A 15775-nucleotide genomic window follows, 5' to 3' on the forward strand; every position below is an offset into this window, starting at 1 on the left:
TTCGGCTTATTTTGCTTCCATCCAGTTTTCACCTGCGTGTATTTCAACGAGAAGGGGAACTTTCAACGAATAAGCATTTTCCATCGTTTGTTTAATTTTGGGTTGTAACTCTTCCCATTCTTCCGGGGGAACTTCTAAAACTAATTCATCGTGAACTTGTAATAACAGTTTCGCGGTGTAATTTTGCAAAACATCTTTCAATTTTACCATCGCTATTTTAATTATATCAGCACTTGACCCCTGAATGGGAGCATTCGCCGCAGCTCGTAACAATTGCGCGTCATTTTGACCTATACTTTTAAGAAGATCTAGATCAATATGTTCTAATGGACTTCCTTTCAGTTCTTTCAAACTTGGACTTTCAAAGTGAAAATAACGACGACGCCCTAACAAGGTTGTAACATAACCTTGAGAAATTGCTGTTTTCTTTTGTTGTTCTAAATATTTAAAAAGCTTCTCATATTGTTGGTTAAACCGTTCGATAAATTCTTTGGCTTTATTGGTATTGACTTTCATTTCTCGCGAAAACCTTAACGCACCCATTCCATAAATTACCCCAAAATTAATCGTTTTTCCAAAGCGTCTTTCTTCAGGAGTTACATCGGTTGGGTTGTCTTTTTCAAACAAAAATTGTGCGGTTACAGTGTGGATATCTCGGTTATTTTGATAGGCTTCAACTAATATGGGTTCATCACTCAAATGCGCTAAAATTCTTAACTCAATTTGCGAATAGTCGGCTGCTATTAATACCCATCCGGGTTCGGGAATAAACGCTTGACGAATTTGACGGGAAAATTCGGTGCGAATGGGAATATTTTGGAGGTTGGGGTTAGAAGAAGACAGTCTTCCAGTGGCGGTTATGGCTTGGTTGAAGTCAGTGTGAATGCGTTTTGTTTGGGGATGAACTAACTCCGGTAAAGCATCAACGTAGGTTGATTTTAGTTTGGCTAAGGTTCGATGTTCTAATATACTATCAATAATCGGATGATCACCTTTGAGTTTTTCTAGAACTTTTGCATCGGTAGAGTAACCTGTCTTGGTTTTGCGGCTTTTTTTCGTACTGAGTTCGAGGGTTTCAAATAACAGTTGACTGAGTTGTTTGGGTGAACCTAAGTTAAATTCTGTTCCGGCTTCTTCGTAAGCACGTTTTTCAATGATGTCTAATTGTTTTTCGAGTTGTGATGATAGTTGTTTGAGATAATTAACGTTAATTCTAATTCCCAAATATTCCATCTCCGCAAGAACAGGTTCGAGGGGTTGTTCTATTTCTAACAGGAGTTTGTGAAGTTGGGGAACTTGTTGTAACTTTTCGCGCAGTTTGGGAACGAGTAAATAAGTGGCGTAAACATCTAAGCCACAATATTCAGCAACGGTAGGGATGTCTAAGTCGGCGATGGTTTGATTTTTCCCAAGAGACAGTTGTTTATAACTTTTTGCTACAATTCCTGAGTCTAAATATTTGCGGGAAAGTTCAGTTAAATTATGGCTTTCATCAGGGTTTAATACATAACTCGCTAACATCGTATCGAAGACAACGCCAGCTAAATTTATTCCTTGAACTTTTAAAATCAAACGATCAAATTTAGCATTTTGTAAGGCTTTGGGATATTTTTCGCTTTCTAAAATTGGACGTAAAGCCTCTAAAACTATCTCTTTTTTGAGTTGAGTTCCGGTTGTATGTTCGAGGGGAATATAAGCAATATCGGTTTTTTCAGTTCCCCAACAACAGCCAATTCCAACTAATTTTGCATCTCGCGGTTCTAAGGCGGTGGTTTCCGTATCCCAAGCAACGGGATGATTTTGATCGGTAAATTTTTCTAACTGTTTAACTAAGTCTTGTAACTGTTCTTCTGTTTGGATAATTTTAGGTTGAATGAACTGCTTTCCTGATAATTTTTGAACCGCTTGAGTTTCTTCATAACTCCAAAAACTGAGTTCATCATCATCTAAAACTTGATTTGATGAAGAATTTTCTGACTCAAAATTAGCGATTTTTTCTTCAGTTTCGCTGGCTATTTCTTCAAAGACTTGTTCATTTTCAACTTGTTCAACAAAAGACCAAAATTCTAACTCTTTCAGTTTAGGAATAATTTTACTAAAATCTAGTCGGGTAAAATTACAGTCAGCAATCGAAATTTTTAACGGTACATCTTGAACAATTGTCGCCATTCTTTGGGAATGATAGGCGGCTTCTTTTCCATCTTCTAACTTTTGACGAGTCGCGCCTTTTATCTTATCCAGAGAAGCATAGATTTCATCGAGAGAAGGATATTCACTCAAAAGCTGAACAGCCGTTTTCTCTCCAATTCCTCGCACACCGGGAATATTATCTGATTTATCGCCACACAAGGCTTTATAATCAATCAGTTGTGAGGGTTTTATCTTCAGTTTCTCAAAAACATTTTCCGCCCTAAATTCTGTTGTGTTGTTCCCTTTTCCGGGGGATAAATGCAACACGCTAATCTTTTCATCCCCATCAATTAACTGAAATAAATCTTGATCACCCGAAAGGATTTTAACAAAATATCCCGCTTCAAGTCCTTGTTTGGCTAAAGTTCCAATCACATCATCGGCTTCATAGCCCGCAGCCGTAACAATGGGAACATTTAATCCTTCTAAAACCTCTTGCAAATGGTGAATATCTTCGATAAAATCTTCAGGCGTTTCTGAACGATTGGCTTTGTAGGTGGCGTCAGCTTCGTGGCGAAAAGTCGGTTCACCTCGATCAAAAGCGATGGCTAAATATTGCGGTTTGTAAGTTTTAATCGTATTCAGCAGCGAGTTGAGAAACCCAAAAGACACGCTGGTAGGAATTCCCGTCTGGGTTCGCAGTCCTCCTGTGCGGCTTTTCGCAAACGCATAGTAAGCGCGAAACGCCAAAGAATGACCATCAACTAAAATCAAAACAGGAGTATTTGCCACGTCGAACCCATAAGACAGCAATATATTTATTTTATAACATGGATTAAAAACCCGGTTTCTTGTAGAAACCGGGTTTTTGTAGAAACCGGGTTTTTGTAGAAACCGGGTTGATTGTAGAAAAAAATTTAACCTCTCCCCCAACCCCTCTCCACCTCTCCCTACCCTCTCCTACGAGGAGAGGGAAAAGGTGTCCCTGACGGGACTATTAATTAATGGCGAGGGGAGTAATATCAGGTCTAATTAATCGATAATGATTATGTAGGGGCGGGTTCTAAACCATCTCTGACACCCATTACTAAATTAAAAAAACCCGCCCCGCCCCCACCAACACAATTAATCAACCCGATTAAAAACCCGGTTTCTACCAGAAACCGGGTTTTTGTGGGGTTTTTGTAGAAACTGGGTTTTTGGGGGAGTTGATAGAAAAGGAAAAGGTGCGTTACGGCGAAGCCTAACACACCCTACATTTCTAAACAATTATTGAATTAAACGTTTACTTCGTTTCGGTGAAGTCCGCGTCAATCACATCATCAGAGGAACTACTGCTACTAGATGATGCCGAATCTCCATTACCAACATCTGCCCCTGCTGCTGCTTCAGCGCCGCCTGCTTGTTGATACAAGTTGCTGCTGACAGTATAAAGCGCTTGTTGTAAATCAGTAATTAAGGTCTTGATTTTCTCATCGTCATCTTGAGAAATGGCTTCTCGCAAGTCCTTAATCAGCGCTTCAATTTTGGTTTTCTCATCGGCGGGAACTTTATCACCGAGTTCGCTGATTTGTTTCTCGGCTTGATAAGCTAAAGAGTCAGCTTGGTTTTTGCGGTCAATTTTTTCGCGACGTTCTCTGTCAGCAGAGGCATTTTGTTCGGCTTCACGCACCATCCGTTCAACTTCGTTATCGGGTAAAGTCGAGGCACCTGTAATACTAATCGACTGTTCTTTACCTGTTCCTTTGTCTTTGGCGGTAACGTTGAGAATACCGTTAGCGTCGATATCAAATGTTACCTCAATTTGAGGAACACCACGCGGCGCGGGCGGAATTCCATCTAAACGGAAGGTTCCCAAACTCTTGTTGTCGTTGGACATTTCCCGTTCCCCTTGGAGAACATGGATTTCAACGTTGGTTTGTCCGTCAACCGCAGTGGAGAAGACTTCTGATTTCTTGGTGGGGATAGTGGTGTTACGAGGAATAATCTTGGTCATTACACCACCGAGGGTTTCCACACCCAGAGACAAGGGCGAAACGTCCAGCAACAGAATATCTTTGACTTCGCCTGCGAGTACCCCAGCTTGAATTGCAGCGCCCACAGCAACCACTTCATCGGGGTTAACGGATTGGTTGGGGTCTTTACCCAGTACCCGTTTGACCAATTCTTGAATCGCCGGAATCCGAGTTGAACCGCCCACTAATACGATTTCGTCAATGTCGGATTTGTTCAACTTCGCGTCACGAACAGAATTCTCAACGGGAATGCGACAACGATCAATTAAGTCGGCGCAAATTTCCTCAAATTTACCTCGGGTTAACATGGTATCGAGGTGTTTGGGGCCTTCAGGGGTTGCGGTAATGAAGGGCAGGTTAATGTCCGTTTGAGTCAGGCTAGACAGTTCTTTTTTCGCTTTTTCTGCGGCTTCTGTTAAGCGTTGCAGGGCTTGCTTGTCTTTGCGGAGGTCAATTCCTTCATCCCGCATGAACTGTTCAGCTAAATAGTCTACGATTTTCTTATCGAAGTCATCCCCACCTAAATGAGTGTCTCCAGAGGTGGCTAATACTTCAAACACGCCATCGCCAACTTCTAAGATGGAAACGTCAAACGTACCACCGCCAAGGTCAAAGACTAAGATGGTTTCGTTGCTTTTCTTATCTAAACCATAGGCCAAAGATGCAGCCGTCGGTTCGTTGATAATCCGTTTAACTTCAATACCCGCAATTTTACCCGCGTCTTTGGTGGCTTGACGTTGGGAGTCGTTAAAATAGGCCGGAACGGTAATAACTGCTTCTTTAACCTGTTCACCGAGATACTTACTGGCATCTTCAACCAGTTTACGAAGAATTTGTGCAGAAATTTCTTCGGGGGCAAACTGTTTGTTGCGGGCAGGACAATCGAGTTTGACGTTTCCGTTGCTATCGCGTAGCACTTTGTAGGAAACTTCTGTGGTTTCGTTGGCAACTTCATCGTTTCGACGTCCGATAAACCGCTTCACCGAATAGAAGGTGTTTTCCGGGTTCATTACGGCTTGACGTTTGGCGATTTGTCCAACCAGTTGGTCACCGTTTTTAGCATAAGCGACAACAGAGGGAGTCGTGCGTAAACCTTCGGCGTTAGCGATGACAGTAGGTTTACCCCCTTCCATTACAGCGACACAAGAGTTTGTGGTTCCGAGATCAATTCCAACTACTTTTCCCATAAGGGTTATTTATCTCCAATGACTACATAGAATCTGATACTGTTACCGCCCTGTTGTTTTGGGCCACAGAATACTGCACGTCAAACCTACGGGTTCGATTGAGTCGTGAGTCCGGCTTGAATACAGTTTTTAAGATAGATTGCATATTTCTATACTGTGGGCGGTTAGTCCTTTTTATGAAGGTGGGTTTACCGAACCTCTACCCGAATGGTCAAACTCAATAGGCTTGCGTTTTCAAGTGATTCTGTATTTACTACTGTAGGTGCTGGAATTTTATCTCGCATTGTGGCAAACCGTATATTTGAGGTGTATTTGCCGTCAATTGTTATGGGCAATAGGCAATAGGCAATAGGCAGAAGAAAATACTTGCCTCCTAAACTCCTATTAAATCTAGTCCTCTTAAGAGGACTTTGGTTTTCAGACAGGGATTTTAATCCCTGGTAAACTTACAGTGACCCTAATACCTTCACCTCTTGGGGCGGGTTGATCAAAGTTATTTGTGAGATCTATTTATCGCGATCGTTCCCTCCCCTACAATTTTTACACGGGGATTTTAATCCCTGGTAAACTTACAGTGACCCTTCACCTGTAGGGGCGGGTTGATCAAAGTTATTGGTCAGATCTATTTATCGCGGTCGTTCCCGCTCCTACAATTTTTACACGGGGATTTTAATTCCTGGCAAACTTACAGTGACCAGTTTTTACTTCTATGATTAAACAATCTACACCTTTATCTCGATTAATTCTAGTCACTGGCCCTGCACGTTCGGGTAAAAGTGAATGGGCGGAAACGTTAGCCAAAAATTCCGGTTTATCTGTTATTTATATTGCGACTTCTCAACTCAATTCTACAGATACCGAATGGCAAAACCGCATCCAAAAACATAAAATCCGTCGTCCGCCTGAATGGAACACTCTGGAAGTTCCCGTTGAATTAGCCCCAACATTACAACAGATTTCTCAACCTGATACCTGTATTTTAGTCGATTCTTTAGGAACTTGGCTTGCCAATATATTAGAACAAGACGATGAGGTTTGGCAAGATGTTTTAGAAGATTTAATTACTACTTTAACACAAACGTCAGGAGAGATTATTTTTGTCGCAGAAGAAACGGGATGGGGTGTTGTTCCCGCTTATCCCATCGGCAGAACTTTTCGCGATCGCTTAGGAATGTTGACTCGAAAAATTGGCATGATCGCAAATCCAGTCTATCTTATTATGGGCGGTCATGTTTTAAACTTAAGTCAGTTAGGTTCAGCGTTGGAATTGTAAATCTGATGACTCAAACTCAAACCATTACAGAAGTTTTTACTTGCTTAACTGAAAACGAATTGCTGTAAATCTCAACAATTAACGATGAAATCCTCAACAGTCATTCTCAAAGATTTAGTTTTGATTGGCGGCGGACATAGCCATGCCATTGTCCTGAAAAAATTCGGTATGAACCCTATCGCTGGAGTGCGTTTAACTCTGATTACAGATGTGTCTCATACCCCCTATTCAGGAATGTTACCGGGATATGTGGCAGGTTTATATAATTTCGATGAATGTCATATTGATTTACGTCCGTTAACTCAATTTTCTCAAACTCGAATGATCTTAGATCGGGCGATAGGTTTAGACTTAGAAAATAATCAGGTCATTTGTCAAAATCATCCGCCCATTTCCTTTGATATTTTATCGATTGATATTGGTAGTAAACCCGCGATTTTATCCGTTCCCGGTGTCGCTGAAAACGCCATTCCAGTTAAGCCGATTTCAAAGTTTATTGATTATTGGAACAGGGTTAAAAATACAGCCCTTGAAAACCCCAATCAAAAAATGCGAATTGCTGTTGTTGGCGGGGGCGCGGGTGGAGTTGAATTAATGTTTTCTATTCAAGGATGTTTGTCTAAAATTTATTCTAACATTAAACCTTTCAAAAATCAACTGGAATTACATCTGTTTCAACGGGGTGCAAAACTCTTACCGGAACGCAGTCAATGGGTGGGTAAACAGGTTGAAAAAATCCTCATAAGTCTAGGGGTTAACCTGCATTTAGAACAAACGGTAAATCAAGTAGAAGCGGTAGGAGAGGAGAAAATAATCAGTTGTGAATCTGGATTAAAAGTAACCTGTGATCGCTTGTTTTGGGTGACACAAGCTTCGGCTGCACCTTGGTTAAAAGAAGCGGGACTTGCAACAGATGAAAATGGATTTATTCAAGTTGATGATACATTGCGATCGCTTTCTCATCCTCATATTTTTGCGGCGGGAGATGTCGCGACAATGGTTAATCATCCCCGTCCAAAAGCCGGAGTTTTTGCAGTCCGTCAAGGTCAACCGTTGTTTGAAAATTTACGACGGGCGTTATTAGAAAAACCTCTCAAACCGTTTATTCCGCAAAAACAATTTCTGATTTTAATTGGGACGGGGAATGAACAAGCTATCGCCTCTCGCGGTCTAATAGGTTTAGGCCCATATCCTTTATTATGGCAGTGGAAAGATGATATTGATCGCCAATTTATGAATCAATTCACAAACCTAGAACCGATGTCAGATAAACCTGATAAACCCGAAAAAATTCAAGTTGAAACTCCAAAAATGCGGTGTTCGGGTTGTGGTTCTAAAGTGGGACGTTCAGTTTTAGAAAATGTCTTAAATAGAATTCAATCTGAAACGCGAGAAGATGTTATAATCGGACTTAAAGACGCAGAAGATGCAGCCGTAATTCGAGTCCCACCTGAACAGGTAATGGTGCAAACCGTTGACTATTTTCGCGCCTTATTAGATGATCCGTTTATCTTTGGAAAAATAACAGCTAATCATTGTTTAAGCGATTTATTTGCAATGGGGGCGAAGCCTCAAAGTGCATTAGCAATTGTGACGCTTCCCTACGCCATTTCTACCAAACAAGAAGAAACGCTTTTTCATTTATTATCAGGAGTCCAAGAAGTCTTAAATTCTGCTTCCGCTTTGTTAATTGGTGGACACACAACAGAAGGCGAAGAATTAGCGTTGGGTTTAACCTGTAATGGGTTTGCTGAGGCGGATAAACTACTCAGAAAAAGCGCAATGAAACCCAACCAAGCATTAATTTTAACCAAAGCCATTGGCACCGGAACCTTGTTTGCTGCGGATATGCAACTCAAAGCAAAAGGACGTTGGATAGAAACTGCAATTGAGTCTATGTTACTCTCAAACCAACAAGCCGCAGACTGTTTTAAACAGCATCAAATCACCGCTTGTACTGATATTACCGGATTTGGATTAATTGGACATTTACTCGAAATGATTCAAGCTTCAGATGTTGCTGTCCAACTCAATTTAGACGCTATTCCGATTTTAAACGGGGCGAAAGAAACCAGCCAACAGCGTATTTTTAGTTCACTCTATCCTGAAAATCATCATTTCTCCAAAAGCATTCAAAATCAACAACAAGCCAGTCAACACCCCCTTTATCCCTTATTATTTGATCCCCAAACTTCCGGCGGTTTACTCGCCTCTGTTCCCCTCGAACTAGCCAACACTTGCTTAAATTACCTCAAAGGTTTAGGATATATTGAGAGTAGTATTATCGGTCAAGTTCAACCCCAAACTGCGGGAATCTTACCGATTACTCTCAAATTCTAACTCGATTTCTAAAGTTTATAGCACAAACAATGAAACTGCCAACTTTTAGAAACAGAATAAAAATCATAAAACCTTTGTGTCTTCCTGTCTTCGTGGTCAGTTTAATCTTATCATCAACCTCAGTATTAACCGAAAATATTCGCGCCCAGAAACCCACCTTAACTCAAGCACAAACATCTAGTAAAATTCCCAAAATTTTAGATGCCAATTCAACCTTAGAAAAAATAGCAGACGGTTTCCGATTTGTAGAAGGCCCAATTTGGCATCCCGAGGGTTTTCTATTATTTAGTGATATTCCTGAAAATACAATTTATCAATGGAAACCCAACGAACCTGTTAAAGTGTTTCGTCAACCATCAGGAAATGCTAACGGAAATACATTAGATTTAGAAAATCGTTTAATCACGGCTGAACATTCAAACCGTCGTGTTTCTCGCACCGAAAAAGACGGTGAAATTGTCACTTTAGTGAGTGAATATCAAAACAAAAAACTGAACAGTCCAAACGATTTAGTGGTAAAATCAAATGGGAGTATTTATTTTACAGACCCGCCCTATGGCATCAAATCAGACCAAGAAGAATTAGGATTTTATGGCGTTTATCGGATTTCACCGGATGGAGAATTAACATTACTAATTAATGATTTTGTTCGTCCGAATGGGATTGCATTTTCACCCGATGAAACGAAACTTTATATTAATGATTCCCAGGAAAGTCATATTCGGGTATTTGACGTTAAACCCGATGGAACCTTAACCAACGGACGGATTTTTGCCACTCAAAAACACCCCGAAAAAAAAGGAGTTCCTGATGGGATGAAAGTAGATAGTCAAGGAAATGTGTATAGTACCGGGCCAGGTGGTGTCTGGGTATTCTCACCCTCTGGGGAGAAATTAGGCATTATAGAAACGCCAGAAACAGCCGCTAATTTAGCTTGGGGAGATGCGGACTACAAAACCCTTTATATTACCGCTAGTAGCAGTCTTTATCGAATACGGTTAAACGTTCAAGGAGTTCAACCGGGAAATTGAATGTCAATAAAAACCCGGTTTCTTAGAGAAACCGGGTTTTTGGGAACTAAGCAACAATTTCTTGAACTTGTTTTTCTTTAGCTTCTTTAGCTTCTTTAGCTTCTTTAGCTTCCATTGCTGCTTTTTCCTTCAAATATTCAGCCAATTGTGATTCAATTTGATCGCGAACAATTTTGCGATAGACATGGAAATGTTCTAAATGACCACAAAGAGAAATATAGCGGTCAAAAAGTGCAGGATTCTTCCTGAGAATATCCACCAAATAAATCCAAAACGTCCAACGAGTTTTCCGAAGAACACCTTGACGGAAACATACAGTTAATAACGCTCTTAATGTAACCCAATCCGTTAATTTACGGCGAGTAACAGGATTTCGCGGTTTACCAACTTTAAGGAAGTAACGATGAACCCGATCTAAATAGGTTTGAGGGTCATAAAGATACCAGAAACCCTCCACATATTCACGGGCAATTTCTTCAATGGGACGAGTGGGAACAAAGTTCATTAACGTGGTTTGGTTAACATTTCCACTGGCATTCAGGAGCCGTCCCTCCTTTTCTAAACGATGCCATAAAGCAGTATTTGGGAGCGCTTGCAACATACTAAACATTGCCATCGGAATTCCAGTTTTCTCTACAAACTGAACAATCCGCTCACCTGCTCCGCTTTTTTCCTGATCAAAACCAATAATAAACCCAGCCATCACGTCCAAGCCTGTTCGCGAAATTTTCTCAACAGATTCACTAAGAGAGTCGCGAGTATTTTGAAACTTTTTGGTGAGGGTCAAACTCGCTTCATCGGGAGTTTCAATCCCCATAAAGACAGAGTAGAAATTCGCCTCAACCATCAACTCCATTAATTCCTGATCGTTGGCTAAATCAATCGAAGCTTCTGTAAAGAATCGGAAGGGATAGTCATTTTCATGCTGCCAAACCTTCAAATCTTTCAACAACAACTTAACATTCCGTTTGTTGCCGATAAAATTATCATCAACTAAGAAAACAGCCCGTCGGAAGCCTAATTCTTTGAGACGGTCGAGTTCAGCAATCAGTTGAGCAGGTGTTTTTGTGCGCGGTTTGCGACCATAGAGGACAATAATATCGCAAAATTCGCATTGAAAAGGACAACCGCGAGAATACTGAATGGCGATCGTTTCATAGACCTCTCTTTCGAGGAGATCAAAGCGAGGGATGGGCGTTTTAGTAATATCTGCTTTTTCACCATTGGCAGTAAAAACCCCAGTTTTTTCCCCTCGTTCTAAGGCTTCTACAAACATCGGTAAGGTGATTTCGCCTTCGTCTAAAACCAAGTAATCTGCACCTGCTTCTTGAACTTCGTGGGGTAAAGAAGTCGAATAAGGGCCACCAACTGCCACAGGTTTACCGCGCCGTTTCGCTTCTTTAATTTGATCAATCAAGTCCTCTTTTTGAACAATCATCGCCGACAGAATGACAATTTCTGCCCAGTCCCATTCAGCTTCTGTTACGTCTCGAACATTCCGGTCAACGAGTTTAAATTCCCAATCTTGAGGTAAAATCGCTGCAACTGTAATTAACCCCAAAGGGGGTAATAATGCTTTGCGTTTAATCAAAGCTAATGTTCTTTCAAATGACCAAAAACTGGGTGGAAAAAGAGGATATAAAAGTAAAGCTCGCATGATTAATCTACTTCGTGTTGTAATGAACAGTTAACGCCAAAACTCTTTATAACGGACAATAACAGGTATGATGAGATCACCTGAAAATTTTGAGAGTGAAGAACTATTGAGTTTAGGCTACAAAATTGGACAAATCCCTCTAAATGAATGACAAAGACCTGCTTATAAAGCATAACAGGAATTCTCAGAATTGACTGGGAAGAGGTTAGCTTTTCATCAAGAATTACTAACCCCTATTTTCTCATGCCTCCCTAGTGCATTTTCTCGACTTCTTCTGCAAGAATCTCAACCGTCGAGCGAATTTGCTCCTCGGTGTGATTGCAGGTAATGAAAAAGCGTAGACGAGCGCCATTATGAGGAACAGAGGGATAAATCATAAACGGTACATTAATCCCGCGTTTAAACAAATTTTGGGACAGTTGCACCGATTTGAGAGAATCACCGACAATAATCGGAATCACGGGAGAATCCTGACTGGTTCCGGTGTTGAGGCCCTTTTGTTTTGCCAACTCCAAGAACAACTTAGAGCGCTCATGCAGTCGGGTGACTCGTTGAGGTTCAGCTTTCAACACCTGAATCGCGGCCAACACCGAAGCGGCATTTGGGGGAGAAATTCCCACGCTAAACACAAAACCGGGCGCGGTATACTTGAGATATTCAACCACAGCTTTTCCGCCTGCAATATAGCCGCCACAACTGGCAAAAGACTTGCTGAGGGTTCCCATCCACAAATCCACATCCGCCGCATCCACATCGAAATATTCTCGAATGCCGCGACCGTTGGCCCCCAAAACCCCAATTGAGTGAGCCTCATCAACCATGAGGAAGGCCTTATAACGCTTTTTAATCTCAATAAATGCGGGCAGATAGGGGATATCACCATCTGTACTGTAAACTCCCTCAACGATAATCAAAACCCGCTTGTAACGATGACGACGTTCTTGGAGAACCCGATCCACCGCCTCCCAGTCATTATGAGGAAAAGCAACCGCCGTTGCCCCCGAGAGCAAACAGCCTTGCAACAGACTATTGTGACTCAGACAATCATGGACAATCAGATCATTTTGTCCGAATAAATGACCCACTGTTGTAACATTGGTAGCATGACCCCCAACAAACACAACACTATCTTCAGCCCCAATAAAATCAGCAATTGCCCGTTCAAGCTGGCGATGTAGGGGTTTTTCCCCCGAAACCAAGCGACTGGCAGATACCGAAGTCCCGTAGTGATCAATGGCATCTTTAGCGGCTTGGGACACAATCGGATCACCGGACATTCCGATGTAATTGTAGGTAGCATAGTTGATCAGTTCTCGGCCCGCGACAATCGTCGTATTGCTGTTTAAGGCTTCTTGGGGGGTGAAGAACGGATTATTAATCCCCAGAGCGGCAATTTCCTGCTGTTGCTGCTTGAGCTTGCGATACTCCGGATAATGTTCAAAACGGTAGTATTCTAGAGGGATTTCGGGAGGCGTTGCTAATTTTGCCTTCTGACGCAGTAACTCGGCCAACAGTGATCGCTTTTCGGTGGGGCTAAGATGGGCAATTCCTTGTGATGTGTTGGTCATTAATGACTTTCCTCTTCTGACAGCATCGAATTTAACAGGTCATCCACCTCTTGATCGGACATTTGATCCAGTCGTTCTAACAGTTCCTCAGCTTTTTCGGGCGGAATGGGGTTTCTCTGAGGTTTAATGCTGGCATCGCGTGAAGTGTCCTCAGCCAAATATTCTGATAATGTTGCAATATTGGGATAGTCCCAAAGAATGGTGGGGGGCAGCCTTCGCCCCAGAATATTTTCCAAATCTCCAGACAGGTTAACCGCCTCGATGGAGTTCAGACCATAATTGGCAAAATCCTCATTGAGATCAATTTCGTCGATTTCAAGTCCCAGTCGCTCGGCCAGTTGAGCGATCAACCATACTTGAATTGCCTGAGCATCCTGAGATAATGCAGGGGAGTCCACAGGAGATTGCGGATTGAGCTTCATCCCAGTTGGCTCTGGAGCCGTTTTTCCATTCAAAGACTCGTTTAACAGTTGCATGATTCACTCCTCTATCACGCTAAAAATTTAGCATCACTCCAGTTTAGGGGGTAGCCCTGGGAAATTTGCCCTGTGTCTCCCCAATATTGATCCGTTCTCAATTCTAATGTTCGATTTGGGCAAGACATGATGGTTATTTTGCCATGAGACCCATAAAAGTAGAAAGATCGACTGAAAAATCTCTAGATTTCCCATAGACGCAAAATAGAGATAGCCTATGTTTTCGGTCTGAAGGCGTCCTCTTCCGGACAAAATCCCCCCTTTTGTCAAAATAACTTCACACCAAGATGGTTCAGCTTAATCCTCAATCCGGTTGAGGGTCTGATCCAGAAAACGAGATCGACAGATATGGCGTTGAATTTTACCACTGGAAGTCTTAGGAATTCCGCCGACTTTGAGCAACACCGTGTCATACACCTGTAAATCATGGTGTTGTGACACAGCACGTCGGATCGACTGGCACACCGCTTTGACTTTTGATGATTGTGCTGTCCCATTACCCGAGTGGGTTTGTACCCCATGACCTTCTCGATAGTGGCGTTCGACTTCAGCCAGAATCACCAGGCGTTCTTCTCCGTCTACCTCCACTGAAAAGCTCGCTGAACAGTTGGGTCGTATGAGGGGATGACTTTGTTCCACTGTGCGTTCAATATCTTGGGGATAATAATTGCGACCGTTAATGATAATTACATCTTTAAGTCGTCCAGTGACAAATAATTCACCATTGGCTAAAAACCCTAAATCTCCCGTTCGTAAAAACGGCCCATCTGGGGAACCTGCAAGATCACCCTTAAAGATTTGTTGAGTTTCTTCTACTTTCCCCCAATATCCTTGAGCAATACTTGGCCCTAATACCCAAATTTCACCCACTTGATTGTCCCCACACATCTCTAACGTCTGAGGATCAACAATCACAATTTTTTGATCACTCAGGCTTTGACCGCAGCCCACCACCGTTCGACGATTGTCGGGTGTAACAAAATCATAAATCACCTGATTTTGTTCTAAGGCTTTGGCTTGAACGCTTTTGAAAACAGGTTGAGCCGTTTTTTCTCCACCACTGACAATTAAAGTCGCTTCGGCAAGACCATAACAAGGATAAAACGCCTCTCGTCGAAACCCCTTGGGTGCAAACGCCTCAGTAAAGCGTTCGATCACTTCATAGTAAATCGGTTCAGCCCCATTAAACGCTAATTCCCAACTGCTTAAATCTAGATGTTCTCGCTGCCCTTGGGGAATCTTTCGCACACACAAATCATAGGCAAAATTCGGGCCGCCACTGGTTGTTGCCCGATAACGAGAAATCGCTTCTAGCCACCGCAGGGGACGTTGTAAAAACATTAACGGCGACATCAACACCACCGGAAACCCCCCATAAAGCGGCTGCAATACCCCCCCAATTAAACCCATGTCGTGATAGGGAGGCAGCCAAATCACTCCCTGACTCTGGGGAGAATGGGCAAAACAGTGATGAATAGCTGATAAATTGTGTAATAAGTTCCCATGAGCGATCATTACCCCTTTTGGCGCGGCTGTCGAACCCGAGGTATATTGCAAAAAAGCGATCGTGTCACGGGTTAAAACAGGCTCTTGCCAGTCCATAGCTAGAGTTTCAGCCAGGGTATCTGTAGCGATCCAATGCAGAGTTTGAAGCTGCGGAACTTGGTCGAACTGTCGCCGCATTAAAGATAAAATTGGCTGGCAAGTTAGAGCAACAGTTGCTTCGGCATCGGCTAAGATGGCCTCAATGCGATCAAGGGAACGGTTGGGTCGAGGCGGATAAGCGGGAACCGCGACCACTCCTGCATATAAACAGCCAAAAAAGGCACTAATGTAATCTAAACCCGGTTGGTACAGCAGCAATGCCCGTTCTCCGGGTTGACAGATTGATTGTAAATGAGCGGCAATCGCCTTAGACTGTAGATCTAGAGCTTGATAAGTTAGACTAACTTCGAGAGTTTCACCGTCTACCAAAAATCTGTAGGCGGTTTGCTCAGGCTGTTGGGTGGCTCGGTGACGCAGGAGGTCAACAAGGGTGTTGATTTCAGGATGATCTGAACCATTCATTCAGAAGCCGTAATTTGATTAATTATTAAGG

9 protein-coding genes are annotated in these 15775 nt (G+C 42.4%); 3 read left to right on the plus strand and 6 right to left on the minus strand.

Translation table 11 applies throughout. The features are described from left to right. Positions 1–6: 6 nt before the first annotated feature. Together polA and dnaK are read right to left on the minus strand one after the other, a co-directional pair. Positions 7–2922, minus strand: a complete 2916-nt coding sequence (gene polA / locus VB836_RS05830) for a DNA polymerase I (RefSeq protein ID WP_323218438.1) — start codon at positions 2920–2922, stop codon at positions 7–9. A 493-nt stretch (positions 2923–3415) separates the two neighbouring features. Further along, entirely contained in the window at positions 3416–5332 is a 1917-nt protein-coding gene (gene dnaK / locus VB836_RS05835; protein ID WP_323218439.1) for a molecular chaperone DnaK, read from the minus strand. A 709-nt stretch (positions 5333–6041) separates the two neighbouring features. On the opposite strand from dnaK, the gene cobU reads away from it, so the two are divergent. From cobU to VB836_RS05850, 3 genes are all read left to right on the plus strand, one after another. Continuing rightward, entirely contained in the window at positions 6042–6605 is a 564-nt protein-coding gene (gene cobU / locus VB836_RS05840) for a bifunctional adenosylcobinamide kinase/adenosylcobinamide-phosphate guanylyltransferase (RefSeq protein WP_323218440.1), read from the plus strand. Between the two features lie 84 nt (positions 6606–6689). Next, complete coding sequence (gene selD / locus VB836_RS30470) at positions 6690–8945, plus strand: selenide, water dikinase SelD (RefSeq protein ID WP_323218441.1); 2256 nt, start codon at positions 6690–6692, stop codon at positions 8943–8945. Positions 8946–8974: 29 nt separating this feature from the next. Continuing rightward, a complete protein-coding gene (locus tag VB836_RS05850) occupies positions 8975–9976 on the plus strand; it encodes an SMP-30/gluconolactonase/LRE family protein (protein WP_323218442.1) in 1002 nt (333 codons plus the stop codon). A gap of 46 nt (positions 9977–10022) precedes the next feature. On the opposite strand, the gene VB836_RS05855 is transcribed toward VB836_RS05850, so the two are convergent. From VB836_RS05855 to VB836_RS05870, 4 genes are all read right to left on the minus strand, one after another. Beyond that, positions 10023–11633, minus strand: coding sequence for a B12-binding domain-containing radical SAM protein (locus tag VB836_RS05855; RefSeq protein ID WP_323218443.1), 1611 nt, complete (start codon positions 11631–11633; stop codon positions 10023–10025). Between the two features lie 251 nt (positions 11634–11884). Continuing rightward, positions 11885–13201: an aminotransferase class I/II-fold pyridoxal phosphate-dependent enzyme gene (locus VB836_RS05860; RefSeq protein WP_323218445.1), complete on the minus strand. Its 1317-nt coding sequence runs from the start codon at positions 13199–13201 to the stop codon at positions 11885–11887. Next, positions 13201–13677, minus strand: a complete 477-nt coding sequence (locus tag VB836_RS05865) for an acyl carrier protein (protein WP_046279758.1) — start codon at positions 13675–13677, stop codon at positions 13201–13203. The genes VB836_RS05860 and VB836_RS05865 overlap by 1 nt, the downstream gene beginning before the upstream one ends. A gap of 297 nt (positions 13678–13974) precedes the next feature. Then, positions 13975–15744, minus strand: coding sequence for a fatty acyl-AMP ligase (locus VB836_RS05870; RefSeq protein WP_323218447.1), 1770 nt, complete (start codon positions 15742–15744; stop codon positions 13975–13977). Positions 15745–15775: the final 31 nt, after the last annotated feature.

This window comes from Limnoraphis robusta BA-68 BA1, assembly GCF_034932365.1.
Classification (GTDB): Bacteria; Cyanobacteriota; Cyanobacteriia; order Cyanobacteriales; family Microcoleaceae; genus Capilliphycus; species Capilliphycus robustus.